Below are 23156 nucleotides of genomic sequence, written 5' to 3'. Positions count from 1 at the left end.
CAGGAGCCACGCCGCATGGGCCAGAGCCCCGTCATCACCACGCCCCACATGTCCATGCCGCGCATCGGCCTCGGCACCTGGCCACTGAAGGGCCCGGACGGCCAGGCGGCGGTGGAGTCGGCGCTCGGTTTCGGCTACCGGCACGTGGACACGGCCGAGATGTATGGCAACGAGGTGGAGGTGGGCGCCGCCCTGCGCGCGAGCGGCGTGGCCCGCGGGGATATCTTCCTCACCACCAAGGTCTGGTTCGACAAGCCCGACGGTCCGCGCTTCCGCGACGCGGCCCTGGCCTGCCTCGACCGCCTCGCCACCCCCTATGTGGACCTGCTGCTGGTCCATTGGCCCTCGCCGCAGCTGGACCTGCCATCGGTGCTGGAGGCGCTGGAGGTGCTGCGCCAGGAAGGCCGGGCGCGCGCGGTGGGCGTTTCCAACTTCCCGCCCGGCCTGCTGCGCCAGGCGCTGAACCTCAAGATCACGCCGCTCGCCTGTCTGCAGGTGGAGCACCACCTCCTGCTCGACCAATCGGCGCTTCTCGGCATCACCGGGCCGGCGGGCATGGTGCTGACCAGCTACACCCCCCTCGGCAAGGGCGCGGTGGCCGAGGGGCCGGTGGTGGGCGGCATCGCGGCGCGGCTGGGCGCGACACCCGCGCAGGTGGCGCTGGCCTATCTTTTGGCCAAGGGGAATGTCTCCGTGATCCCCAAGGCCGCCAGCCCCGCGCGGCAAAAGGAAAATCTGGGCGCGCTGGGTGTGACGCTGACGGCGGCCGACATCGCGGCGCTCGATGCCCTGCCCAAAGGGCGGCGGTTCGTGAACCCGGATTTCGCGCCCGACTGGGCCGCCTGAGCCCGCGGGCCGCGCGCGTCGAACGACCTCCGCACCGGCGGCATCCCGCCCTTGGGGCGGGCGGGATTCCGCGTTTTCAGTGATTCCACCTCGACGCATCCCGCCCTAGAATGACGCGGTAGGCCCAGACGACGACATGCGCCGGAATCTCGGGGCCAGGGGTGGCGGACATGCACGCCACCCTCCCTGGGGGAACCGGCCGCGTGGCCCCCTGGGTGGCACACCGGGCACGGAAGAAGCCCGCAACGCGAACGAGGAAGACTTGGCATGGCAGGCGAAGAGAACGAGGACGGCGAGGTGGACCTGGGCATCAGCCTCGAGGTGGTGGCCACGGTGGTGGACCTGGCTCGCGCGGTCCAGGAAGCCGAGGAAGCCGAGGCCGGCCGCGCCGATGACGACGAGGAACTCGACGACGATCTCGACGACGAGATCACCGAGGAGATGCTGACCGACTACCTCGACGAGTTGAACGAGGAGCAGCAGGTGGCGCTGATCGCGCTCGCCTGGGTGGGCCGCGGTGACCACGAGCCGGAGGAGTGGGCCGAGGCGCTGAAGCTCGCGACCGAGCGCAACGCGGCCGGCCCGGCCAGCGCCTATCTGGCCGGCATGGAAGGCCTGGGTGACCTGCTGGCCGAGGGCGTGGCCGCCTTCGGGCTGAGCGTGGAGGAAGTGGACCGGTAGCGGCCGGCCCCTCTATTTCACCACCGCGGCCGGCCCCAGCGTCCTCTCCAGCGCGGCGCGCAGCCGTGGCAGCTCGGCGCGCAGGGCGGGAAGCAGCCCTTCCAGCACGGCGGGGGCCGACTCGCCCTCGCGCAGGCGGCGCTGGGCGACCTCGAGCGCGGCGATCACGGGCCGGTCCCCCAGGCTGGCGGCGGCGCCCAGGCCGCGATGGATGAGCGCGTTCAGGATCTGGCCCGACACGCCCGGCACCTGCAGCGCGGCCGACACCTTGTCCAGTTCGTCCATGAAGCCGTGCAGGAGGGGAAGCGCCGCCTCGCCCAGCTCGGCCCGCAGCGCGGCCACGGGGTCGGGCGGGGCGGGCTCGGCGGGCGGGGCCTCGGACGCGGTGGTGAGGCGCGCCAGCAATTCCAGCAGCGCGGCGCGGTCCACGGGCTTGGCCACATGCGTGTCCATGCCCGCGGCGCGGCATTCCGCGATCTCCTCCGGCAGGGCCGAGGCCGTCACGGCGATCACGGGCAGGCGCGCTTCCGGGCCCGGCAGGGCGCGCAGGCGCCGCGTGGCCTCCAGCCCGTCCATGCCCGGCATTCGGACATCCATCAGCACCGCGTCGAAGGGCTGGGACTGGATGGCGGCCAGCGCCTCGGCGCCATCCGTCACCACCGTCACCTCATGGCCCGCCGCGCCCAGCAGGGCGCGCATCAGCAGGCGGTTGGGCGCGATGTCGTCCGCCACCAGCAGCCGCAGCGGCCGCACGGAGCCGCCGGCCATGCCGGGCTGCGCGGGCTCGCGCGGGGGGGTCGCCTCGGCGAGCGGCACCTCCACCCAGAACATCGCCCCCTGGCCCAGTTCGCTTTCCACGCCGATCCTCCCCTGCATCAGCGCCACCAGCCGCGCGGTGATGGCAAGGCCCAGGCCCGTGCCCGGGCTTTCGGGGTCGCCCAGCTCGCCCAGCTGGGTGAAATCCTGGAACAGCAGGTGGCGCTTCTCGCGCGGCACGCCCGGCCCGCTGTCCTGCACCTCGACGCGGATGCCGCCCGAGATGGGGCGCACCCGCAGCTCCACCCGCCCGCCCACCGGCGTGAACTTCACCGCGTTGGACAGCAGGTTCAGGATCATCTGGCGCAGCCGCGTCGCATCGCCCAGCACGCCGGCCGGCAGGCCCGGATCGGCCACCACGCGCAGCGTGATCTGCTTGCGCCGCGCATCGGGGCTGAGGAAGCCCAGGCAGCCCTCCAGAAGCGGCGTGAGCGCGAGCGGCGCCTGCTCCAGCTCGAGCTTGCCGGCATTGATCTTGGCGAGGTCGAGCAGCCCGTTCACCAGCTCCCGCACATGGGACCCCGCCTCGTGCAGCAGGCGCAGCTGCTCATAGTGGGCGGGCGCCATGCTGCGGTCGGACAGCAGCAGCCCCGCGAAGCCCAGGATGGCGTTCAGCGGCGTGCGAAGCTCATGCGACATGCGGGCCAGGAACATGCTCTTGGCCTCGGCCGCGGCCTCCACCTCGCGCACGGCCTCCTTCAGCGCGGTGATGTCGGTGCGGATGCCCACCGTGCCGCCGTCCGGGGTGGGCCGTTCCGTGATGAGGATCCAGCGGCCATCGGGTAGCAGCCGCTCGATCGGCGCGCCGCCCGATCGGCGCCAGACCTTCAGCTCGGCGATGAAGGCGTCCACGTCGCCCTCGAACTGCGGGTATTGCCCATTGGCGATGCCGCCGCGGAGGATGTCGTCGAAGAAGGCGCCCTCCTCGATGAAGGGCGCGCTCTCGGCGTAGATCTCGCGGTAGCGCTGGTTGCAGATGACCAGGCGGTCCTCGGCGTCGAACATCACGAAGCCGTCCGTCATGCTCTCCAGCGCGTTTTCCAGCGTGCGGCGCCAGCGCAGCCGCTCCTCGTCCACCCGCGCGCGCTGGCGCAGCGCCACCAGCATGGCGGCCACCACCGCCAGCACCAGCAGCGTCAAGGCGGTCGCCACCACCATCGCCTGGTCGCGCTGGGCCCGCCAGGCGGCGAGCGCCACGTCACGGTCGAGCGTGACGCTGATGGCGAGCGAGGGGTAGAGCGTGGGCCGCTCGGTCCCGATCACCGGCGCGCCGCCGAGGCGCGAGACGCCGACCGGCCCCTGCCCCACGGCACGGTCCAGGCGCTGGCCCATGCGCGCCTCGTCGGGCGGAAGGGTGGCCAGCAAGGTGCCGTCGCGCATCTCGAGGCTGACGCGCAGCCCCTCGGGCTCCCCGCCCGCGCCCAGCAGGCCGGTGACGACGGCGACGGGCGTCTCGGCCACGGCCATCACCGACCCCAGGCCCTGGATGGTGAGGCTGCGCGCGAAGAAGAGCGACCATTCGCCGGTGGCGGGGTTCCGCACCGGCCCGGCCAATTGCAGCCCCGCGCCCGGAAGCCCGGCGGGGCGTAGGTCCTCCGCCAGGTCAAAGGGCAGGGCGCGCCGGCGCGAGACGGTCAGGCCCGACACCTCCGGCCCGCCCGGCCCGACCAGCAGGATGTCGCGCACGGAGAGGTTCTGGTTGTTCAATTCCCGCAGCAGCCGCCCCGCCGCGGCGCGGTCGAAGGTGCCACCTGGCCCCCAGCCCTCGAAGGGCCCGAGCAGCGTGGGCAGGCCGAGCAGAAGGCTGTCCACCTGCAGGAAGGTGCGGTTCATCGTCGCCTCGACGGAGCGCGCCACGCGGCTCACCGTCTCCTCGGCGGTGTCGAGCGCGCTGCGGTAGGCACGCTCGGTCAGCAGCAGGTTGGCCGCGATCTGGGCCAGCAGGATGACGAAGCCCGCCGCGACGACCGCGGCGCGCAGAAGGCGGCCGGTCTGCATTCAGTCGCCCACGGCGCGGAAGCCGGTCACGGGCGCGAGGTGGCGGTTCCACACCTCGGCGCAGTCATCGCCGCAGCGGCTGATCCAGCGCGGCACCACCGTCTCGCGCAGCAGGCGGTCGCGCAGCGCCGTGTCCGCGGGCGAGACGGGGACGATCTGCATGCGGCCGGGGGTGCCGCGCTCGCAGCCCGGCCGGCCGGCATTGCAGGCCAGGCCCTCGCCCGTCTCGCGGTCGGCGCCCTCCCAGATGTCGCGCTCCAGCCCCGCCACCGCGTCGCGCAGCAGCGCCTGGATGTCGGGCGGCAGGGCGGCCCAGGCCCCGCGCGAAGCGCCGAAGGCCGAGAGCCCCCAGGAGATGGCCATGGCATGGACATGCCCCGTCACCTCGTGCAGCCCGATGGCGTTGCCTGACAGCGTGCCCGTGATGGCGCATTCCACCAGGTTGTTGCGGACCGCGGTGACAATCTCCGCGAAGGGGACCACCACGGGGGTGGCGCCCAGCGCCTCCACCAGTTCCGACTGCGCGACGCCCGAGGTGCGGATGCGCCGCCCCCGCAGGTCACCCAGCCCGTTGAAGGGGCGGCGGCAGAACAGCACCTGGGCGGGATAGGTGTAGAGGCCCAGGACCTCCACATTGTGCCGGTCACGCAGGAGGGCTTCCACATAGGGCCGCACCCGCGCCACGTTGCGGCGCAGCGTGGCGAAGTCGGGGCTCAGCGCCGGCAGGTCCAGCACGTTGAATTCCGGCTCATCCGCCGCGGCGGAGCCCAGCAGCACCGTGCCGAAGGGCACGACGCCGAGCCGCATCATGGCCAGCACCTCGGGCGCGCGCAGCCCGCTCTCGTCGAAGGGAACGATCTGCGCGGTGATCCGCCCGCCCGAAAGCGCCTGGATGCGCTGTTCCCAGAAGGGTCTCTCGAAGCGGACGAACTGGCTGATGCTGGCGAGCCCGCCCACCACGCGCAGATGCACGGTGCCGGGTGTGGACGCCGCGCCGGCCGGCTGCGCCGCGGCGGGAGATACGGCGGCGACGATGGCGACGCCCAGCGAAACCAGGACGGCCAGGGCCGCCATTCGCATCCGTTTCCCCATTCCACCGCCCTCTCTCATCGCCCGAACGCAACCCCAGGTCACCGTCGCGCGTGCCCGAAGGGGCGCGGTGCAACCGCGCGACAATGCCCCAGCCAGGGGTTCCGGGCCAAGGGGCATGATGCACGCCCCTGGCCGGGGCTGCCATCACACCGTGAAATACTTGGCGCGCGGATGGTGGAGCACAATGGCGCTGGTGCTCTGCTCGGGGTGGAGCTGCCACTCGTCGCTGATCTCGACGCCGATGCGCTCGGCCTGGAGCAGCTTCAGCAGCGGCACCTGGTCCTCAAGCCGCGGGCAGGCCGGGTAGCCGAAGGAATAGCGCCCGCCGCGATAGCCCTGGCTGAGCATCTTCTCCATGTCCCGCGCATCCTCGCCGGCGAAGCCCAGCTCGGCGCGGATGCGCTTGTGGACGTACTCCGCCAGCGCCTCGGCCATCTCGACCGAGAGCCCGTGCAGGTAGAGGTAGTCCTGGTAGCGGTTCCCGTCGAACCATTCCCGCGCCATGTCGGAGGCCTTCTGGCCCACCGTCACCACCTGCAGGCCGATCACGTCGCGCTCGGCATCGTCCACGTCGCGCACGAAGTCGGCGATGCAGTCGCCGTCATCCTTGGGTTGGCGCGGCAGGTGGAAGCGGGCGGCCTCGGTGGTGCCGTCCTCCTCGAACAGGATCAGCTCATTGCCCTGGCCCGCGCATTTCCAATAGCCGTAGATCGCCTGCGGCTTGAGGATGTCCTGCTCCTGCGCCAGCGCCAGCATGCGCTTGAGCACGGGGCGCAGTTCCTGCTTCGCCCAGCCCAGGAAATCCTCCAGGCTGCGGCCGGCTTTCCGGAAGCCCCACTGGAACTGGTACAGGCTGCGCTCATTGATGAAGGGGACCAGCGCCTTGGGGTCCGCCTCCATGAGGCGCGAGCCCCAGAAGGGCGGCGTGGGCACGGGCAGCCCCTTCGTTTCGCGCCGGCGGCGCGCCTGGGCATAGGCCAGGTCCACGGGGGCGAAGCCGCGCGGATCGGCGGTGCCCAGCGTGCGCTTCTCGTTCTTCGACTTGCCGGAGCGCTTCTGCTGGATGGCGCCCAGATAGCCGTCGAAGTCATTGCCCATCACCTTGTCCATCAGGTGCAGGCCGTCGAAGGCATCGCGCGCATAGACCACGCGGCCGCAGGCATAGGCCTGCACGCAGTCTTCTTCCACGTAGTTGCGTGTCAGCGCGGCACCGCCCAGCAGCACGGGAATGTCCACGCCCTGGCGGGACATCTCCTCCAGGTTCTCGCGCATCACGACGGTGGACTTCACCAGCAGGCCGGACATGCCGATGGCATGCGCCTTGTGCTCCCGCGCCGCGTCCACGATCTGCTGCAGGGGCACCTTGATGCCGAGGTTCACCACCTTGTAGCCGTTGTTGGTGAGGATGATGTCCACCAGGTTCTTGCCGATGTCGTGCACGTCGCCGCGCACGGTGCCCAGCACGATGATGCCCTTCTCCTGGCCCTCCACCCGCTCCATGTGCGGCTCCAGGTAGGCGACCGCGGCCTTCATCGTCTCCGCGGACTGGAGCACGAAGGGCAGCTGCATCTTGCCGGCGCCGAACAGCTCGCCCACCACCTTCATGCCGTCCAGCAGCACGTCGTTGATGATGGCGAGCGGCGTCATGCCCTCCGCCATGGCGTCGGCCAGCTCCGTCTCCAGCCCCTTGCGGTCGCCATCCACGATGCGGTCCTTGAGGCGCCCCTGCACGGTGGCGGCCTTCACCTTGGCCACATTGTCCGCGGCCTTGCGGCCCGAGAACATCTCCAGGACCTTCTGCAAGGGGTCATAGCCCTCGGCGCGCCGGTCGTAGATCAGGTCCTCCATCACCTGCACCTCCTCGGGCGGGATCTGGTGCAGCGGCTTGATCTTGGAGACATGCACGATGGCGCCCGTCATGCCGGCCTTCACGGCATGGTCGAGGAAGACGCTGTTCAACACGTGCCGCGCGGCCGGGTTCAGGCCGAAGGAGATGTTGGACAGGCCCAGGATGATCTGGATGTCCGGGAACTTTTCCCGGATGGCGCGGATGCCCTCCAGCGTCCACAGCCCCAGCTTACGGTCATCCTCGTTGCCGGTCGCGATGGTGAAGGTGAGCGGGTCGATCATCAGGTCGGATTGCGGCAGGCCGTATTGCGTGCAGGCGAAATCCACCAGCCGCTCGGCGATGCGCAGCTTGTCCTCCGCCGTCTTGGCCATGCCCACCTCGTCAATGGTGAGCGCGATGACGGCGGCGCCGAACTTCTTGGCGAGCTTCATGCGGTCATGCGCCGCGCCCTCGCCTTCCTCGAAGTTGATCGAGTTGATGATGGGCTTGCCGCCATGCAGCTTCAGCGAGGCCTCGATGACGTTGGTCTCGGTGCTGTCGATGACCAGCGGCGCGTTCACGCTGGAGGTGAAGCGGGTGATGACCTCGCTCATCTCCGCCATCTCGTCGCGGCCCACGAAGGCGGTGCAGATGTCGAGGCTGTTGGAACCCTCCGCCACCTGCTCGCGCCCGATCGCCAGGCACCCGTCCCAGTCATGCGCCGCCTGGCGCTCGCGCCAGGCTTTGGAACCATTGGCGTTGCAGCGCTCGCCGATGGAGAAGTAGCTGTTCTCCTGCCGCAGCGCGACCGACGAGTAGAGCGAGGCCACGCTCGGCACCCAGTGATACTTCCGCTTCACGGGTGCGGGACGGTGCTTGTCCCCGCCCAGCCGGCGCAGCATCGCATCCTGCGCCGCGATGTGCGGCGTGGAGGTGCCGCAGCAGCCGCCGATGAGGTTGAAGCCGTCCTCGACGACGAAGCGCTCCATCCAGGTCGCCATCTCCTCGGCGCCCAGGGGGTAGTGCGTCTTGCCGTCCACGAGTTCGGGCAGGCCGGCATTGGGCTGCACGCTGAGCAGGCCGGGCCAGTTCTGCGACAGCCAGCGCACATGCTCCGCCATCTCCTGCGGGCCGGTCGCGCAGTTCAGGCCGATGAGCGGCACGTCCAGCGAATGGATCACGGCGGCGGCGGCGGCGATGTCGGGGCCCACCAGCAGCGTGCCCGTCGTCTCCACCGTCACCTGCACGAAGATGGGGATGTCGGACTTCGTGCGCGCCTTCGCGATCTTGGCGGCGTTCACGGCGGCCTTGATGTAGAGCGTGTCCTGGTTCGTCTCGGTCAGCAGCGCATCCGCCCCGCCGGCAATCAGGCCCAGGCACTGCTCGGTCAGCGCGGCTTCCAGCGCGTCATAGGTGACGTGGCCGAGGCTCGGCAGCTTCGTGCCGGGCCCGATATCGCCCACCACCCAGCGGTGGCGGCCATCGGCGAAGCTCTCCGCCGCCTCGCGCGCCAGTTCCACGCCGACCTTGTTGATCTCGAAGGCGCGGTCGCCGAGCTCGAATTCCTCCAGCGTGATGGGGCTGCCGCCGAAGGTGTTGGTCAGCACCATGTCCGCGCCGGCCTCGTAGTAGCCGCGATGGATCTCGCGGATGAGCTCGGGCCGCGAGAGGGAGAGCACCTCCGTGCAGTTCTCCTTGTCCCAGAAGTCCTTCACGATATCGAGCGTCAGCGCCTGCACGCGGCTGCCCATGCCGCCATCGCAGAGCAGGACGCGGTCGCGCAGGGCATCGAGGAGGTGCGGTCTGGAGGCCATGTGTCAGAGTTCTCTGGTGTCGGTGTGAAGATTCAGGCAACGGCGAGGGCATGGGCCGGCAGGCGCGTCGCGCACCACAGCCGCACCTCGAGCGGACCCGGGAGTTGGGCGGTGCCGGCCAGCGCGCAACCCGCGCCGCCCAGCCAGCCGGCCATGGCGGCATCATCGAACCCAGGCCAGCGATGCGCGAAGCGTTCCAGCACATCGGCGCGGCCATGCGGGGCCAGGTCCAGCACCAGCAGGCTGCCCCCCGGCGCCAGCACGCGCGCGGCCTCGGCCAGGGCGGCTGCGGGGTCCTCCGCGTAGTGCAGCACCATCTGCAGCGTCACCACGTCGAAGCGGGCATCGGCCAGCGGCAGGCGGTACATGTCCGCCAGGCGCACGGAGCAGCGCTCGGCCAGGCCGCGTTCGGAAAGCCGCGCGCGGGCCAGCGCCAGCATCTCGCGGCTGGCATCCACGCCGAGCGCGCGGCGCACGCGGTCGGCCAGCAATTCCAGCAGCCGGCCCGTGCCGGTGCCGATGTCGAGCAGATGCTCCACGCTGGGCGGCAGGGCGTCGAGCAGCGCCGCCTCGATAGCGCCGGCATCGAGACCCAGCGCGCGGATTTCATCCCAATCCATGCCGTCGCGGCGGAAGGCCTCGGAGGCCGCACGCGCCCGCTCGGCCGCGATGCGGGCGGCCTGGCGACGGTCGGCCTGGAGCACGGGCTCATCTTCCGGCAGGCGGGCGAGGATCAGGCGGGCCAGGTCGGCGCCGGCGGGCAGCTGGAAATAGACATGCGGGCCCTCGGGCAGGCGTTCCAGCAAATTCGCCTCGGCCAGCAGCTTCAGGTGGCGCGAGAGGCGCGGCTGGGACTGGCCCAGCACGGCGCAGAGTTCGGACACGTTGAAGGCCCCCCGTGCGCAGAGGGCCAGCAGCCGCAGCCGCGTGGGCTCGGCCGCGGCGCGCAATTGCGTGAGGAGGTCTTCCATGGGCTTGCAAATGGCATAAACATATCCTTATGTCCAGCGCATGACGTGGTCCATTGATGCGCGCATCCCGGTCTACCTGCTGGCGAATGAGGACAACCTCGCGCTCGCCCTCTCGCGCGGGAAACCCGCCGCCGTGCTGACGGTGGGGGGCGAGGCCGCGCCCGATGGCGCGGTCGCCATCACCGCCTTCAAGCCCGGCGAGGCGCCCCACGCCGCCGCCTGCGGCTGCTGCCTGGGCCGGGGCGAGGCCGCCAAGGCGCTGGACATGCTCTTCCAGGGGCGCGTGCGCGGCACCGTGCCCTGGTTCGACCGCGTGCTGGCGCTGGACCCGCATGGCGATGTGGCGGCCGCGCTGCGCGAGGATGCGGTGACGGCGGCGCGTTTCAGAAGAGCCTAGTCAACGCCTTCGCCGGGAAACCGCTCCGCGATCCGCCCCAGCGCGGCGTGCAGCAGCGCCAGTTCCTCGGCGGTCAGGCCCTGCACCACCTCCGCCTCCATCTCCCGCGCCATGGGCACGATGGCCGCATGGGCCCCCTGCCCGGCCTCGGACAGCGCCAGCCAGTGCAGCCGCGCATCCGCCGCATCGGCCGCGCGCTCCAGGAAGCCGCGCCCTTCCAGCTGCCGCACGGCGCGGCTCACCTTCACCTTGTCCATGGCCGTGCGCGCCGTGATCTCACGCGCCGGCAGCCGGCCGAAGCGGCCCAGCACCGCCATGACGCGCCATTCCGGAATGGAAAGCCCGAAGGCCGCGCCATAGCGGTCCGCGAAGCGGCGCGAGACGCGGTTGGCCGCCACCGAAAGCCGGTAGGGCAGGAAGTCCTCCAGGCGGAATTCGGGCGCTTCACTTGACATCAGTTGCATTTGAAACTACCTGGACGGCAATCGCAAGGCAGGGGAAACGCGTCCATGGCCAGCAAGCAATACATCGCCTTCCCGCGCAGCGAGGGCCTGTCCTCGCGCCAGGCCCATGCCGACCTGCCCCAGGGCACCTATGAGCGTGAGATGGGCAAGGAGGGCTTCTTCGGCCCCGCCACCCACATGTACCACGCGAACCCGCCCACCGGCTGGACACGTTGGGAAGGCCCGCTGCGCCCCCGGGCCTTCGACCTCGCGCGCATCAATGCCGAGCAGCCGAGCCCCTGGGATGCCGCGGACATCCTGCACAACGCCCATTGCCGCCTGCGCTTCTGGCGCGCGCCGGCCGCCATGGACCACCTGGCGCGCAACGCCGATGGCGATGAGCTTCTGTTCATCCATACAGGGGCTGGCCGCCTTTTCTGCGACTACGGCCACATGCCCTTCCGCGCCGGCGACTACATCCTGCTGCCGCGCAGCACCATGTGGCGCATCGAGTGCGACGCGCCCGTCGCCGCCCTGCTCATCGAGGCCACCGGCAGCACCTACCAGCTCCCCGACCGCGGAATCCTGGGCAAGCACGCGCAGTTCGACCCGGCGGTGCTGGCCACGCCGGCCATTGACGACGCCTTCCGCGCCCAGCAAGGCGCCCGCGAAACCCGCGTGGTCATCAAGCGGCGCGACGCGCTCTCCACCGTCACCTACCCCTTCAACCCGCTCGACGCGGTGGGCTGGCATGGGGACCTCGCGCCGGTGAAGCTGAACGTGGAGGACATCCGCCCGCTGATGTCCCATCGCTACCACCTGCCGCCCAGCGCCCACACCACCTTCGTGGCGAACCGCTTCGTGGTCTGCACCTTCACCCCCCGCCCCTTCGAGACGGACCCGGGCGCGCTGAAGGTCCCCTTCTTCCACAACAATGACGACTACGACGAGGTGCTGTTCTACCACGCGGGCGACTTCTTCAGCCGCGACAACATCCATGCCGGCATGATGACGCTGCACCCCTGCGGCTTCACCCACGGCCCCCACCCCAAGGCGCTGAACAACGCCTTCACGCCCAAGAAGCCAGCCACCGACGAATACGCCGTGATGCTCGACACGCGCGACGCGCTGGAGATGGGGGAGGCGGCGCGCCAGGTGGAGTGGGAGGACTACGCCTATTCCTGGGGCGTGAAGCCCGCCCAGGCCGCCGAATAGGGCGCGGCGCATGGCCAATTTCGCCTCCAGCCAGGACCTGGCCGACAAGGTCGTGTCCTTCGACGAGCTCGGCCCCGGCCTCTACGCCTACACCGCCGAGGGCGACCCGAACTCGGGCGTGATCGTGGGCGACCAGGGCGTGGTGGTGGTGGACGCCCAGGCCACGCCGCTGCTGGCCCGCTCGGTCCAGGTACGCATCGCGGAGGTCACGCCGCTCCCCGTCACCCAGGTGGTGCTGACGCATTACCACGCGGTGCGGGTGCTGGGCGCCTCGGGCTACCCGGCGCGCGACATCCTCGCCTCCGACGCCACGCGCGACCTGATCGTGGAGCGCGGGCAGCAGGACATGGACAGCGAGATCGGCCGCTTCCCCCGCCTCTTCCGCGGGCGGGAGGAGGTGCCGGGCCTCACCTGGCCCACCCAGACCTTCGCTAACCGCATGTCCCTCTGGCATGGCGCGCGCGAGGCGCGGATCATCCAGATCGGCCGCAGCCACACCGCGGGCGACACGGTGGTCTGGCTGCCCAAGGACCGCGTGCTCTTTGCCGGCGACGCGGTGGAGGCCGGCGCCACCCCCTATTGCGGCGACGCCTATTTCACGGACTGGCCCGCGACGTTGGCCGCCATCCGCGCGCTGAACCCCGAGAAGATGGTCCCCGGCCGCGGCCGCGCTTTGCTCAGCCGCGCCGATGTGAACCAGGCGCTGGACGAGACCGAGGCCTTCGTCACCGACCTCTTCGCCCATGCGCGCCGCGCGGTGGCGCGCGGCGCCACGCTCAAGCAGTTCTATGACGAGGCCATGGCCGCCATGCGCCCCACCTACGGCGCCTGGGCCATCTTCGAGCACTGCATGCCCTTCAACGCCTCGCGCGCCTATGACGAGGCGTCCGGCCTCACCCACCCGCGCATCTGGACCGCCGAGCGCGATCGGGAGATGTGGCGCGCCCTCGAACAGGACGCCCCGCCCAAGCCCGCCGACGCGCCCTGACATGCGCTTCCCCGCCGCGCCCCCCGGCCCGCCCGGCGAGGCCGCCCCCGTGGTGGTGGCGGGCGGCGGGCTGGTGGGGCTGACCGCCGCGCTCGACCTCGCGCGCCGCGGCGTTCGCGTCGTGCTGCTGGACGAGGACGACCAGGTGAGCGAGGGCAGCCGCGCCATCTGCTTCGCCAAGCGCACGCTGGAGATCTATGGCCGCCTCGGCCTCGGCCAGCGCTTCCTGGAAAAGGGCATCACCTGGAGCCGCGGCCGCGTCTTCCGCCAGGACCGGGAGGCCTACAGCTTCGACCTGCTGCCCGAGCAGGGCCACGAATACCCCGCCTTCGTGAACCTGCAGCAGTATTACGCGGAACAATGGCTGGTGGAGGCCTGCGAGGCCACGGGCCTCGTGGACCTGCGCTGGCGCCACCGCGTGACGGGCATCGAGAACGGGCCGGACGGCGCGCGTCTGTCCGTCGAGACACCCGACGGCGATTACACCCTGCACGCCCATTGGCTGCTGGCCTGCGACGGGGCGCGCAGCTTCATCCGCCGCGCCATGGACCTGCCCTTCGAGGGCCAGGTCTTCCGCGACCGCTTCCTCATCGCCGACGTCACCATGCGGGCGAATTTCCCGACCGAACGCTGGTTCTGGTTCGACCCGCCCTTCCACCCGGGCCAATCCGTCCTGCTGCACCGCCAGCCCGACGATGTGTGGCGGATAGACTTCCAGCTCGGCTGGGACGCGGACCCTGAGGCGGAGCGCGAGCCCGAACGCGTGCGTGCGCGCGTCGCCGCCATGCTGGGGCCCGAGGTGCCCTTCGAAATCGAATGGATCAGCGTCTACACCTTCCGCTGCCGGCGCCTCGAACGCTTCCGCCACAGCCGCACCCTCTTCCTGGGCGATGCGGCGCACCAGGTCTCACCCTTCGGCGCGCGCGGCGGCAATGGGGGCGTGCAGGATGCGGACAACCTCTGCTGGCGCCTCGCCGCCGTGCTGGCGGGCGAGGCGCCCGAGACATTGCTCGATGGCTATGACGCCGAGCGCATCCCGGCGGCGGAGGAGAATATCCTCCACTCCACCCGCGCCACCGACTTCATCACCCCAAAGAACGCCGCCGCCCTGGCCTGGCGCGACGCCGTGCTGGAACTGGCGGAGGGCCACGCCTTCGCCCGCCCCTTCGTGAACTCCGGCCGCCTCTCCCGCCCCTGGTCCGGGCAGGAGGTGGCGCCGGATGCGCCGGTGCTGCGCGACAACATGCCGGACTGGCTGCTGCGCCACATTGGCGCCGACGGAAGCTTCACCCTGGTGGCGCGCGAGGAGGAGCCCCCCGCCCTGCCGGGAATCACGAACATCCTTCTGGCCGACAGCCCGCGCCTCGGCGCCCTGCTGGACCATTCGGGCCTGGCCTGCGCGCGCCTCGGCCTCGCACCCGGCGAGGCCGCGCTGTTCCGCCCCGATCAGATGCTGGCCGCGCGGCTGCCGGCGAGCGCGGCAGCCGCCATCCTCGCCGCGCGCGACGCGGCACTCGCCCGATGAAGCACCTCCGCACCGAACCGCGCCTCGCGGACCCCGACGCGCTCTATGCCCTGTTGATGGAGGCGCATCGGGGCCTGGACGACGCCGCCTCGCGCCGGCTGGATGCCAAGCTCGTGCTGATCCTGGCCAACCACATCGGCGATGCGGAAGTGCTGCGGGAGGCCATTGCCTTGGCCACGCAGCGGCGCAACTCTGGGGCATGAGCACCCCAGTCGAACAGATCGCCACCTGGCAGGATGAGTTCACCGCCATCCGCCGCGACATCCACGCCCACCCGGAACTCGGGCTGGAGGAACACCGCACCGCCGCCCTCGTCGCCGCCAAGCTGCGCGAATGGGGCATCGAGGTGCATGAGGGCGTGGGCCAGACCGGCGTGGTCGGCGTCATCCGCAACGGCAACGGCCCCGCCATCGGCCTGCGCGCCGACATGGACGCGCTGGCCATGACCGAAGCGAACGGCTTCGCCCATGCCAGCACCATCCCGGGCCGGATGCATGCCTGCGGCCATGACGGCCACACCACCATGCTGCTGGCCGCCGCCAAATACCTGGCGGCCACCAAGAGCTTCAACGGCACCGTGAACCTGATCTTCCAGCCCGGCGAGGAAGGGGCCGGCGGCGCGCTGGCCATGCTGGAGGACGGCCTCTTCACCCGCTTCCCCTGCGATGCGGTCTACGGAATCCACAATCGGCCCGGCATGCCGCTCGGCGAATTCGGCCTGCGCGCGGGCCCGATGATGGCGGGTGTGGCCTTCTACGACATGGTCATCACCGGCAAGGGCGGCCATGGCGCGCGGCCCGAAACCACGCACGACCCCGTGGTGATGGGCGCGGCGGTCGTGCAGGCGCTGCAATCCGTCGTCGCACGCAACGTGCCGGCGGCCGAGCGCGCGGTGCTGTCGGTCACGCGCTTCGACGCCGGCCAGGCCTATAACGTGATCCCGAACGAGGTGCGCCTGGGCGGCACCGTCCGCGCCTTTTCCAACGAGATCATGGGCCTCGTCGAAAGCCGCATGCGCGCCATCGGCGAGGGCATCGCGGCGGGCCTCGGCGGTTCGGCCGTTCTCGATTTCCGCGTCATCACCACGCCGCTGGTGAACGACGCGGCCGAGGCCGAGGCGCTGGGCGACGCCGCCGCCGCCCTGGTGGGCGAGGGCCGGCTGAAGCGCGAATTCCCCGCCGTGATGGGCGGCGAGGATTTCGCCTTCATGCTGGAGAAGTGCCCCGGCGCCTACATCGTCTGCGGCAATGGCGACAGCGCCGAGGTCCACAATCCCCGCTTCGACTTCAACGACGAAGCGATTCCCTATGGCGCGGGCGTGCTCGCGGCCGTGGTGGAGCGGAAGCTGAAGGGCATGTAGCCGGCCGATTCACGCCGCCGGAAAACCGGCGGCGATCGGACGTGATCCACCCGGCCGATTCACGCCGCCGGAAAAACGGCGGCGATCGGACGTGATCCACCCGGCCGATTCACGCCGCCGGAAAAACGGCGGCGATCGGACGGGAACCGCCCGGCCGATTCACGCCGCCGGAAGGCCGGCGGCGATCGGACGGGTTACCCCCCCAGATGCCGCGCGAAGAATTCCAGCGTGCGGCGCCGCGCCACCTCGGCATCGCCCTCGACATAGCTGCCGCGCTCCTCGCAGCCGAAGCCGTGGCCGGCGCCCTTGTAGACGAAGACCTCCACCTCCGGCCGCGCCTGCTCGATGGCATGGACGTCGGCCATGGGGATGGAGGCGTCCACCTCGCCGAAATGCAGCTGCACCGGGCATCGCGGCGCCTCGTCCTTCGCCGCGGCGATGCCGCCGCCATACCAGCCCACCGCGGCCTGGAAGGCGCTGCTGCGCGTCGCGCCATGCCAGGCGACGGTGCCGCCCCAGCAATAGCCCACGATGCCGCGCGCGGCGCCGGCCGGCAGCGCGCCGGCCGCGGCCAGGATGTCCAGCAGCGTCTTGTGCTCGTCAATCTGGCCGCGCAACGCGCGCCCGCGCGCCACATCCTCGCCGGTGTAGCCCAACTCCACGCCGCGCTCCGTGCGGTCGAACAGCGCCGGCACCACCACCGCATAGCCCTCGGCCGCGAAGCTGTCGGCCACGCGGCGCATGTGGCGGTTCACGCCGAAGATCTCCTGCACGATGACCAAAGCGCGGGTCGCATCCTCGGGGCCGGCCTTGTAGGCGGCGAGGCGGTGGCCGTCGGCGGCGGTGAGCGCGATGTTCATGGGCAGGGCCTTTCCTGGACGGGTCGCGGGCGTTTCCTGTAGCCTCGCAGCATGGCCGAGGTCGTGAACCTGCGAAAGTGGCGCGCTGGCAAGGCGAAGGCGGAGGCCGAAGCCCAGGCAGCCGCCAACCGCGTGGCCTTCGGCCGCACCAAGGGCCAGAAGGCGCGCGATGCCGCGGACGAAGCCCGCCGCCGCGCCCTGCTCGACCAGGCCCGGCGCGAGGACGACCCGCCAAGCGCATAGCGCGCGCGGCCCGCGAAACCGCTATGCTGCGCGGCATGGACCAGCCCGCCCCCCACCCCTATCGCGACGGCCTGCCGCCGGCCCCGCCCGGCCCGCCCGAGGGCGAGCAGCACGCCCTGCCGCGCGCCGCCCAGGTGCCGCTGCTGGCGGGCTTGGCGCAGGGGCCGATGCTGCCGGTGGCGCTGGTGGTGGCGCTGCTGGCCGCCGGGACGACCAGCACGGCGGCCGTGGCGGGCGGGCTCGCGGCCCTGGCCGCGGGCGCCATCCTGGCCGGGCTTGGCCGCTACTTCGCCGTGCTGGGCGCCGCCGAGCGCTACGCCGCCGAACGCCGCCGCGAGGAGGAGGAGACCCACCTCTACCCCGAGCGCGAGCGCTGGGAGGTGGCGGCCATCCTCCACCGCTACGGGCTGCGCGGCGACACCCTGGCCCGCGCGGTGGAGGGCATCGCCGCCGACCGCCGCCGCTGGGTGGACTTCATGATGCGATTCGAGCTGGACCTCATCGAACCCCAGCCGGCCCATGCGGCGCGCGAGGCGCTGCTGCTGGTGCTGGGTTTCGTGGGCGGCGGGCTGCTGGCGCTGCTGCCGCTCTGGCTCGCACCAGGCCTGGGCTGGCCGGGCCCCGTGGCGCTGGGCGCCGTGGTCATGCTGGGCGCGGGCTGGGGCCTGGCCGCGGCCGAGGGCCAGGTGCGCGCGGGGGGTGCGGCGCGCGCGCTGGCGCTGGGTGTCGCGGCCGCGCTGGCCGCCCTGCTGGCCAGCGCCCTGGCCTGAGCCCGGTCTCGCCTGAACAAGGTCAGGCTTCGTTAAGCCTCGGCGGCGCATCACGGGCGGTGGAGACCCCCATGCGCCCAAGTCGCCATCGCCTCGTCCCGCTGCCCTGGCCCTTGCCCGAGTTTCTTTCGGCGCCTTCCCCGGCCCTGTCCGCGCCGCGCGGCCGCTTCGCCTTCCTCCTGACGGCGGGCTTCGTGACGGGGCTGCTGCTCGGCGCGCTGATGGGCTGGCCCTGGCGGGGCATGGTGGCATCGGGGCTGCTGGGCAGCCTCCTCGCCTGGGTCGCCCTGCGCGAGATCGCCCTGCGCGACGCTCTGGCCGTGCTGCGCGCCATGCCCTGCCATGCCCTGGTGGTGGGGCCGGACCGCCGGCCGCTCTGGCAGGCGGGCAGCGGCCTGGGCTTCGCCGCGGCGGACACCACGGGCCGCGAGGAGGACCGCCTCAGGACCGCGCATGGCCACCTGCCGCCCCATGCGCGCGAGGCCATGGTCAATGCCGGCCTCGACGCGCATCTGCGCGCCGATGGCACGCCGCAGCGGGTGCAGGACGCGCAGGGGCGCTGGTTCGAGCTTCGGCAATTCCGCCTGCCGGGCGGGAGCATCGTGCGCTTCTCGGCCGAGATCACGCAGGCGCGGCAGCGCGAGCAATCCCTCGCCAGCTCGGAGGCCCGGCTTCTGGCCCTGCTGGAGCACGCCCCGGTCGGGCTGTGGAAGCTGGACGCGGAGGGCCGCACACGCTTCGCCAACGCGCGGCTGCGCCGCCTCTTCCAGGGCGAGGTCCCGCCCCGCTTCCCCGGCGCCGCGCTGCCCCAGCCCACGCCCACCGAGGGCACCGAGACCCTGCTGCGTCTCCCCGACGGCACCGAGCGCCCGGTGCTGCTGGGCGTCGTCCCCTGGGACCCCCCCGGGGGGGCGCCGCAGGGGCGGCTGCTCTCCGTGCTCGACCTCGGCGCGCTGCGCCATGCCCAGGCGCGGCTCGACCACCTCGCGGAGCATGACCCGCTGACGGGCCTCGCCAACCGCGCGACCTTCCAGGCCGCCCTCGCCGCCATGGCCGAGGACCCACGGGGCGGGGTGGTGATGCTCGTGGACCTCGACGCCTTCGCCCAGCACAATGACCGCCACGGCCATGCGGTGGGCGATGCGCTGCTGCGCGAGGCGGCGCACCGGCTGCGCGGCGCCCTCTGCCCCTCGGACCTGGTGTGCCGGACGCGCGGCGACGAGTTCGCGGTGCTGGCCTTCGAGGCCGGGGCCCATGCGGCGCCAGCCCTGGCGGGGCGGGTGCGGGCCGCGTTGCGCGCGCCCCTGCGGGCCGAGGGAAGGGAGGTGCCGGTCACCGCCTCCATCGGCCTCGCCGTGGCGCCGCAGCACGGCGGCGACCCGGCCACGCTGCTGCGCGCCGCCGCGCTGGCCGTCATCGAGGCCAAGGAGATGGGCGGCGACACCGTCAGCCTCTTCACCCCCGCCCTGCGCGAAAGGGACGAGCGGCGGGCGCGGCTGCGCGAGGCCTTCACCGCCGCGTTGGAGGCGGACGAGATGGAGCTGCACCTCCAGCCGCAGCGGAACCTGGAGGAGGGAAGCCTCGCCGGGGTGGAGGCCTTGCTGCGCTGGAACAGCCGCCGCCTCGGCCGCTGGGTGCCGCCCGCCGAAATCCTGTCCGCCGCGGCCGAGCTGGGGCTGCTGGCGCGGCTGGACCGCCAGGTGCTGCGCCGCGCCGTCACGCTGCTGGCCGGCTGGCCGGGGCCCGCGCCCTGCCTCGCCATCAACATCTCCGTCGCCACGCTGCAGGACCAGGGCTTCGCCGGGGAGGTCCGGGAGGCCTTGCACGCGGCCGGCGTGGCACCCGAACGGCTCGAGATCGAAATCCCCGAGGACCTGGCCGTGCGCGACCTGCCCGCCGTCCATCAGACGCTGACCGCGCTGCGTGAGGTGGGGGTGGCGCTCGCCCTCGACGATTTCGGCAGCGGCCATTCGGGCCTGCCCCATGTGGTGCGGCTGCCGGTGCAGCGCCTCAAGCTCGACCGCTCCATCGTCGCGCAACTGCCCGAGGATCCGAAGGCCATGGCCGTGCTGCGCGCCACCGTGGCGCTGGCGCGGGGCATGGGAATCGAGGTGGTGGGCGAAGGGGTGGAGACCGAGGCCCAGGCGGCGTCCCTGCGCGCGGCCGGCTGCCATGTCATCCAGGGTTGGCTTGTGGCGCGGCCCATGCCGGCGGAGGCCTTCCTGGCCTCGCTGCCATCGCCCCTGCTGCTGCCCGCGCCCACGCCCAAGGCGCGCGCCGGCACCGGAATGTAACGGGAAATCCTTGGTTGTTCCATGACATAGGCAGCAATATTCGCCTTGCGGCGCCGCGCCGTGATGGTTAGGCAAGGGGCCCATGGCCCGTCGGAAGGCCGTGGGGAAATACACACCGCATGATGAAGTTGCGCCGCGCGACAAGCTTGCTGCTGCCCGCCCTCCTGTTGCTGCCCGCCCTGCATTTCGCATGGCCGACAGCGGAGCAGGTGACCGTGGAAGCCGCCGCCTTACCCGACGCGGCGCGGGCCCCGGCGGACCCTGCCCCCTTCCCCGAAGAGGCGGCCATCGAGGAACTGGCCGAGGCGCCCCTCACCCTGGACGCGCCCCAGGCCGCGATGGTCGAGGCCGTGCCCTATGCGCCGCCCGGCACCCCAAGCCCGGAGCCTGAGCCCGCCTTCACCGAACAGACCGTCACCGTCGCGTCCGGCGACACCCTGCTCGGCCTGCTCACCGAGGCCGGCGTGCCCGCCGCCGACGCCCATGCGGCGCTGGCCGAGCTGCTGCCCCTCTTCCCCGCCCATCGCCTCCGCCCGGGGCAGGAACTGCTGCTGCGCTTCGACACCGACGACGAGACGCGCCTCATGGCGCTGGAGATCAACCCCGGACCCGGCCACACGGTTGCGGTGGAGCGGCAGGGCGACGGCTGGCTGGCCGACGAAGCCCGCCTGCCCGAGCACCCCCACCTGGCCCAGGTGGACGCCGTGGTGACGGGCGGCGTCTTCCCCGCGCTGGTGAATGCGGGCCTGCCGGCCAACCTCGCCTATTCCATCGTGCGCGCCTTCTCGCACCGCGTGGACTTCCAGCGCGACCTGCGCGCGGGTGACCGCGTGGCCGTCGCCTTCGAACGCATGCGCAGCGAGGATGGCACGCTGCTGCGGCACGGGCGCGTGCTCTACGCCGCCCTCACCCTCTCGGGCCAGACGCAGGAAATCTGGCGCCATGAAGGCCCGGATGGCGAGGTGGGCTGGTATGACGCCGCCGGGCGGCCGCTCGCCGGCGGCTTTCTCCGCACGCCGTTGAACGGCGCGCGCATGTCCTCGGGCTATGGCATGCGGCGGCACCCCATCCTGGGCTACAACCGCATGCACCGCGGCGTGGATTTCGCGGCCCCCACCGGCACGCCCATCTACGCGGCCTCCGACGGCGTGGTGCATTCGGTGCGGCGTGAGCGCGGCTATGGCAATGTCATCCGCATCCGCCACCCGAACAATGTGCTGACGCTCTACGCCCACCTCTCGCGCTTCGCGCCGGGCATGGCGGCCGGCACCCGCGTCCGCCAGGGGCAGATCATCGGCCGCGTGGGCTCCACCGGCATGTCCACGGGCCCGCACCTGCACTACGAGCTGCATGTGAACGGCCAGGCGGTGAACCCGGCCACCAGCCGCCTGCCCGCCCCGCCCGCCCTGGCCGGCCGCGCGCTGCTGCAATACCAGACCGCCCGCACCGACCTGAACCGCCAGCGCGCCCGCCTGGCCCGCGGCCTGACCGAAGTCGCCCTGGCGCCGCAATAGGGCGAGGGTGCGCCCCGGGGAGGACGCGGTCCTCCCCGGACCCCTCCTGCCGAGGGCCTAGGCCCTCGGAACCCTTTGACTTAATGGGTATTCGGAGGGAGGGGCATGTCGTGCCCCGGATCAAGCGCGCGCCCTTGACGCCCCTCCCTCCGAATACCCACTGAATCGAACGGGGTCAGGGGCCCATGGCCCCTGGCGGGGGCGCGGGGGCGGCAGCCCCCGCCGGGGCCGCACCCCCTGCTCCATCGCGGCCTCAGGGCCGCCGGTTGGCGCGGGCCAGGATGGCTTCGAAAAGCACCTGGCAGCCGGCCTCGGCCTCCTCGGGCAGGATGCTTTCGGCTTCGTTGTGGCTGAGGCCGTCCTTGCATGGCGTGAAGATCATGGCGGCCGGGATGCGCCGGGCGGCATAGACGGCGTCATGCCCGGCGCCCGAAACCATGTCCCGCGCCTTGTAGCCCAGGCGGGCGGCAGCCTCGCGCACCAGGGCGACGCAGCTTGGGTCGAAGGGCTGGTGCGGGATGCGGAAGAGTTCCGTCAGTTCCAGCCGGCAGCCCGTTTCCGCGACAAGGGCCGCGGCTTCTTCCGGGAAGCTGGCGGCGATGGCCTCCATCTCCTCGGTGCGCGGGTGGCGGAATTCGACCGAGAAGCGCACCTCGCCCGGCACCACGTTGCGGCTGTTCGGCAGGACGGTGAGCTGTCCCACCGTGCCGCGGCCATCGGCGCCGCGGGCGCGCATGGTGGCGTCCACATGGGTGATGACGCGGGCCGCGGCCACCAGGGCGTCGCGCCGGTTGGCGGGCGGCGTGGTGCCGGCATGGCTGTCCTGGCCGGTGATGACGGCGTCATACCACACCTGCGCCTGGGCGCCGGTGACGACGCCGATCATCTTGCCCTCGGCCTCCAGGATGGGGCCCTGCTCGATGTGCATCTCGAAATAGGCGTCGGCGGGGAAGGGCCTGGCGGGGTGGGGACCGCGGGCGCCGATGGCGTCCAGCGCCTCGCCCACCGTGACGCCGTCCAGGTCGCGCAGCGCCTCGGCCTTCTCCAGTTCATAGACGCCCGACCAGACGCCGCTGCCCATCAGGGAGTGGCCGAAGCGGCTGCCTTCCTCATCGGTCCAGTTCACGAGTTCAATGGGCGCCTCGGTCTCGATGCCGAGATCGTTCAGTGTGCGGATCACCTCCAGGCCGGCGATGACGCCCAGCGCCCCGTCGAACTTGCCGCCCGTGGGCTGGCTGTCGAGGTGGCTGCCCATCAGCACCGGCGGGCGGGCGGGGTCGCGCCCCTCGCGGCGGGCGAACATGTTGCCGATGGCGTCCACGCGGACCTTGAGCCCCTGTGCTTGGCACCATTCGGTGAAGCGGGCGCGGCCCTGGCGGTCCACCTCGGTCAGCGTCAGGCGCTTCACGCCGCCCTTGGGCGTGGCGCCGATCTCGGCCATGGCCATCAGGCTGTCCCACAGCCGCTTGCCGTCAATGCGCTGGTTGGTGGCCATGGGCCG

General features: G+C 71.9%; 19 protein-coding genes. 12 read left to right on the top strand and 7 right to left on the bottom strand.

Annotated elements, in window-relative coordinates:
• Positions 1–15: 15 nt before the first annotated feature.
• Both JTN19_RS14260 and JTN19_RS14255 read left to right on the top strand, forming a co-directional pair.
• The gene (locus JTN19_RS14260) at positions 16–846 is read left to right on the top strand and encodes an aldo/keto reductase (RefSeq protein WP_206933986.1); all 831 of its coding nucleotides are present in this window, start codon (positions 16–18) and stop codon (positions 844–846) included.
• 267 nt (positions 847–1113) lie between these two features.
• On the top strand, positions 1114–1527 hold the full coding sequence (locus JTN19_RS14255) for a DUF3775 domain-containing protein (RefSeq protein ID WP_206933984.1): 414 nt from the start codon (positions 1114–1116) through the stop codon (positions 1525–1527).
• Positions 1528–1539: 12 nt separating this feature from the next.
• Here the strand turns inward: JTN19_RS14255 and JTN19_RS14250 are convergent, their stop codons facing one another.
• From JTN19_RS14250 to JTN19_RS14235, 4 genes are all read right to left on the bottom strand, one after another.
• Positions 1540–4341, bottom strand: coding sequence for a hybrid sensor histidine kinase/response regulator (locus JTN19_RS14250; RefSeq protein WP_206933982.1), 2802 nt, complete (start codon positions 4339–4341; stop codon positions 1540–1542).
• Positions 4342–5421 (bottom strand): TRAP transporter substrate-binding protein, encoded by a 1080-nt coding sequence (locus JTN19_RS14245; protein ID WP_206933980.1) that lies wholly within the window; start codon positions 5419–5421, stop codon positions 4342–4344.
• A 156-nt stretch (positions 5422–5577) separates the two neighbouring features.
• Complete coding sequence (gene metH, locus JTN19_RS14240; RefSeq protein WP_206933978.1) at positions 5578–9075, bottom strand: methionine synthase; 3498 nt, start codon at positions 9073–9075, stop codon at positions 5578–5580.
• A gap of 32 nt (positions 9076–9107) precedes the next feature.
• Entirely contained in the window at positions 9108–10046 is a 939-nt protein-coding gene (locus tag JTN19_RS14235) for an ArsR/SmtB family transcription factor (RefSeq protein WP_206933976.1), read from the bottom strand.
• Between the two features lie 40 nt (positions 10047–10086).
• Between JTN19_RS14235 and JTN19_RS14230 the strand changes: the two genes are divergently transcribed.
• Positions 10087–10443, top strand: a complete 357-nt coding sequence (locus JTN19_RS14230; RefSeq protein WP_206933974.1) for a hypothetical protein — start codon at positions 10087–10089, stop codon at positions 10441–10443.
• Here JTN19_RS14230 and JTN19_RS14225 read toward each other — a convergent pair.
• Complete coding sequence (locus JTN19_RS14225; protein ID WP_242531148.1) at positions 10440–10898, bottom strand: MarR family winged helix-turn-helix transcriptional regulator; 459 nt, start codon at positions 10896–10898, stop codon at positions 10440–10442. The genes JTN19_RS14230 and JTN19_RS14225 overlap by 4 nt on opposite strands.
• Before the next feature lie 54 nt (positions 10899–10952).
• Here JTN19_RS14225 and JTN19_RS14220 point away from each other — a divergent pair, with 54 nt between their 5' ends.
• From JTN19_RS14220 to JTN19_RS14200, 5 genes are read left to right on the top strand one after another with little or no spacing between them, the layout of a single operon-like run.
• Entirely contained in the window at positions 10953–12101 is a 1149-nt protein-coding gene (locus JTN19_RS14220) for a homogentisate 1,2-dioxygenase (RefSeq protein ID WP_206933969.1), read from the top strand.
• 10 nt (positions 12102–12111) lie between these two features.
• Positions 12112–13089: an MBL fold metallo-hydrolase gene (locus JTN19_RS14215; protein ID WP_206933967.1), complete on the top strand. Its 978-nt coding sequence runs from the start codon at positions 12112–12114 to the stop codon at positions 13087–13089.
• A gap of 1 nt (position 13090) precedes the next feature.
• On the top strand, positions 13091–14614 hold the full coding sequence (locus tag JTN19_RS14210) for an FAD-dependent oxidoreductase (protein ID WP_206933965.1): 1524 nt from the start codon (positions 13091–13093) through the stop codon (positions 14612–14614).
• Positions 14611–14817: a DUF2783 domain-containing protein gene (locus JTN19_RS14205; RefSeq protein ID WP_206933963.1), complete on the top strand. Its 207-nt coding sequence runs from the start codon at positions 14611–14613 to the stop codon at positions 14815–14817. Before JTN19_RS14210 ends, JTN19_RS14205 begins: the two co-directional genes overlap by 4 nt.
• Entirely contained in the window at positions 14814–15974 is a 1161-nt protein-coding gene (locus tag JTN19_RS14200) for a M20 aminoacylase family protein (RefSeq protein WP_206933961.1), read from the top strand. Before JTN19_RS14205 ends, JTN19_RS14200 begins: the two co-directional genes overlap by 4 nt.
• A gap of 194 nt (positions 15975–16168) precedes the next feature.
• Here the strand turns inward: JTN19_RS14200 and JTN19_RS14195 are convergent, their stop codons facing one another.
• Positions 16169–16834, bottom strand: a complete 666-nt coding sequence (locus JTN19_RS14195) for a dienelactone hydrolase family protein (RefSeq protein ID WP_206933959.1) — start codon at positions 16832–16834, stop codon at positions 16169–16171.
• Between the two features lie 51 nt (positions 16835–16885).
• On the opposite strand from JTN19_RS14195, the gene JTN19_RS14190 reads away from it, so the two are divergent.
• The 4 genes from JTN19_RS14190 to JTN19_RS14175 all read left to right on the top strand — a co-directional run bounded on the left by JTN19_RS14190 (position 16886) and on the right by JTN19_RS14175 (position 21655).
• Positions 16886–17077: a DUF4169 family protein gene (locus tag JTN19_RS14190; RefSeq protein ID WP_206933957.1), complete on the top strand. Its 192-nt coding sequence runs from the start codon at positions 16886–16888 to the stop codon at positions 17075–17077.
• Between the two features lie 35 nt (positions 17078–17112).
• Positions 17113–17847 carry a VIT1/CCC1 transporter family protein gene (locus JTN19_RS14185; protein ID WP_206933955.1) on the top strand — a complete coding sequence of 245 codons (735 nt, stop codon included), beginning with the start codon at positions 17113–17115 and terminating at the stop codon, positions 17845–17847.
• A gap of 71 nt (positions 17848–17918) precedes the next feature.
• Positions 17919–20141 carry a putative bifunctional diguanylate cyclase/phosphodiesterase gene (locus tag JTN19_RS14180; RefSeq protein WP_206933954.1) on the top strand — a complete coding sequence of 741 codons (2223 nt, stop codon included), beginning with the start codon at positions 17919–17921 and terminating at the stop codon, positions 20139–20141.
• Between the two features lie 119 nt (positions 20142–20260).
• A complete protein-coding gene (locus JTN19_RS14175) occupies positions 20261–21655 on the top strand; it encodes a M23 family metallopeptidase (protein ID WP_206933952.1) in 1395 nt (464 codons plus the stop codon).
• Positions 21656–21908: 253 nt separating this feature from the next.
• Here the strand turns inward: JTN19_RS14175 and JTN19_RS14170 are convergent, their stop codons facing one another.
• Positions 21909–23150, bottom strand: a complete 1242-nt coding sequence (locus JTN19_RS14170) for a Zn-dependent hydrolase (RefSeq protein WP_206933950.1) — start codon at positions 23148–23150, stop codon at positions 21909–21911.
• Positions 23151–23156 lie beyond the last annotated feature (6 nt).

The organism is Roseococcus thiosulfatophilus, assembly GCF_017311575.1.
In the GTDB taxonomy this organism is placed as follows: Bacteria; Pseudomonadota; Alphaproteobacteria; order Acetobacterales; family Acetobacteraceae; genus Roseococcus; species Roseococcus thiosulfatophilus.
Note: the sequence above shows the minus strand (reverse complement) of the source record. Positions and strands in the feature narration are given on the sequence as shown.

What these genes read in the sequence shown, in the direction of transcription:
- JTN19_RS14260 (WP_206933986.1), top strand. Translation starts at nt 16, where the DNA reads ATGGGCCAGAGCCCCGTCATCACCACGCCCCACATGTCCATGCCGCGC.
- JTN19_RS14255 (WP_206933984.1), top strand. Translation starts at nt 1,114, where the DNA reads ATGGCAGGCGAAGAGAACGAGGACGGCGAGGTGGACCTGGGCATCAGC.
- JTN19_RS14250 (WP_206933982.1), bottom strand. Translation starts at nt 4,341, where the DNA reads ATGCAGACCGGCCGCCTTCTGCGCGCCGCGGTCGTCGCGGCGGGCTTC.
- JTN19_RS14245 (WP_206933980.1), bottom strand. Translation starts at nt 5,421, where the DNA reads ATGCGAATGGCGGCCCTGGCCGTCCTGGTTTCGCTGGGCGTCGCCATC.
- metH (WP_206933978.1), bottom strand. Translation starts at nt 9,075, where the DNA reads ATGGCCTCCAGACCGCACCTCCTCGATGCCCTGCGCGACCGCGTCCTG.
- JTN19_RS14235 (WP_206933976.1), bottom strand. Translation starts at nt 10,046, where the DNA reads ATGGAAGACCTCCTCACGCAATTGCGCGCCGCGGCCGAGCCCACGCGG.
- JTN19_RS14230 (WP_206933974.1), top strand. Translation starts at nt 10,087, where the DNA reads ATGACGTGGTCCATTGATGCGCGCATCCCGGTCTACCTGCTGGCGAAT.
- JTN19_RS14225 (WP_242531148.1), bottom strand. Translation starts at nt 10,898, where the DNA reads ATGTCAAGTGAAGCGCCCGAATTCCGCCTGGAGGACTTCCTGCCCTAC.
- JTN19_RS14220 (WP_206933969.1), top strand. Translation starts at nt 10,953, where the DNA reads ATGGCCAGCAAGCAATACATCGCCTTCCCGCGCAGCGAGGGCCTGTCC.
- JTN19_RS14215 (WP_206933967.1), top strand. Translation starts at nt 12,112, where the DNA reads ATGGCCAATTTCGCCTCCAGCCAGGACCTGGCCGACAAGGTCGTGTCC.
- JTN19_RS14210 (WP_206933965.1), top strand. Translation starts at nt 13,091, where the DNA reads ATGCGCTTCCCCGCCGCGCCCCCCGGCCCGCCCGGCGAGGCCGCCCCC.
- JTN19_RS14205 (WP_206933963.1), top strand. Translation starts at nt 14,611, where the DNA reads ATGAAGCACCTCCGCACCGAACCGCGCCTCGCGGACCCCGACGCGCTC.
- JTN19_RS14200 (WP_206933961.1), top strand. Translation starts at nt 14,814, where the DNA reads ATGAGCACCCCAGTCGAACAGATCGCCACCTGGCAGGATGAGTTCACC.
- JTN19_RS14195 (WP_206933959.1), bottom strand. Translation starts at nt 16,834, where the DNA reads ATGAACATCGCGCTCACCGCCGCCGACGGCCACCGCCTCGCCGCCTAC.
- JTN19_RS14190 (WP_206933957.1), top strand. Translation starts at nt 16,886, where the DNA reads ATGGCCGAGGTCGTGAACCTGCGAAAGTGGCGCGCTGGCAAGGCGAAG.
- JTN19_RS14185 (WP_206933955.1), top strand. Translation starts at nt 17,113, where the DNA reads ATGGACCAGCCCGCCCCCCACCCCTATCGCGACGGCCTGCCGCCGGCC.
- JTN19_RS14180 (WP_206933954.1), top strand. Translation starts at nt 17,919, where the DNA reads ATGCGCCCAAGTCGCCATCGCCTCGTCCCGCTGCCCTGGCCCTTGCCC.
- JTN19_RS14175 (WP_206933952.1), top strand. Translation starts at nt 20,261, where the DNA reads ATGATGAAGTTGCGCCGCGCGACAAGCTTGCTGCTGCCCGCCCTCCTG.
- JTN19_RS14170 (WP_206933950.1), bottom strand. Translation starts at nt 23,150, where the DNA reads ATGGCCACCAACCAGCGCATTGACGGCAAGCGGCTGTGGGACAGCCTG.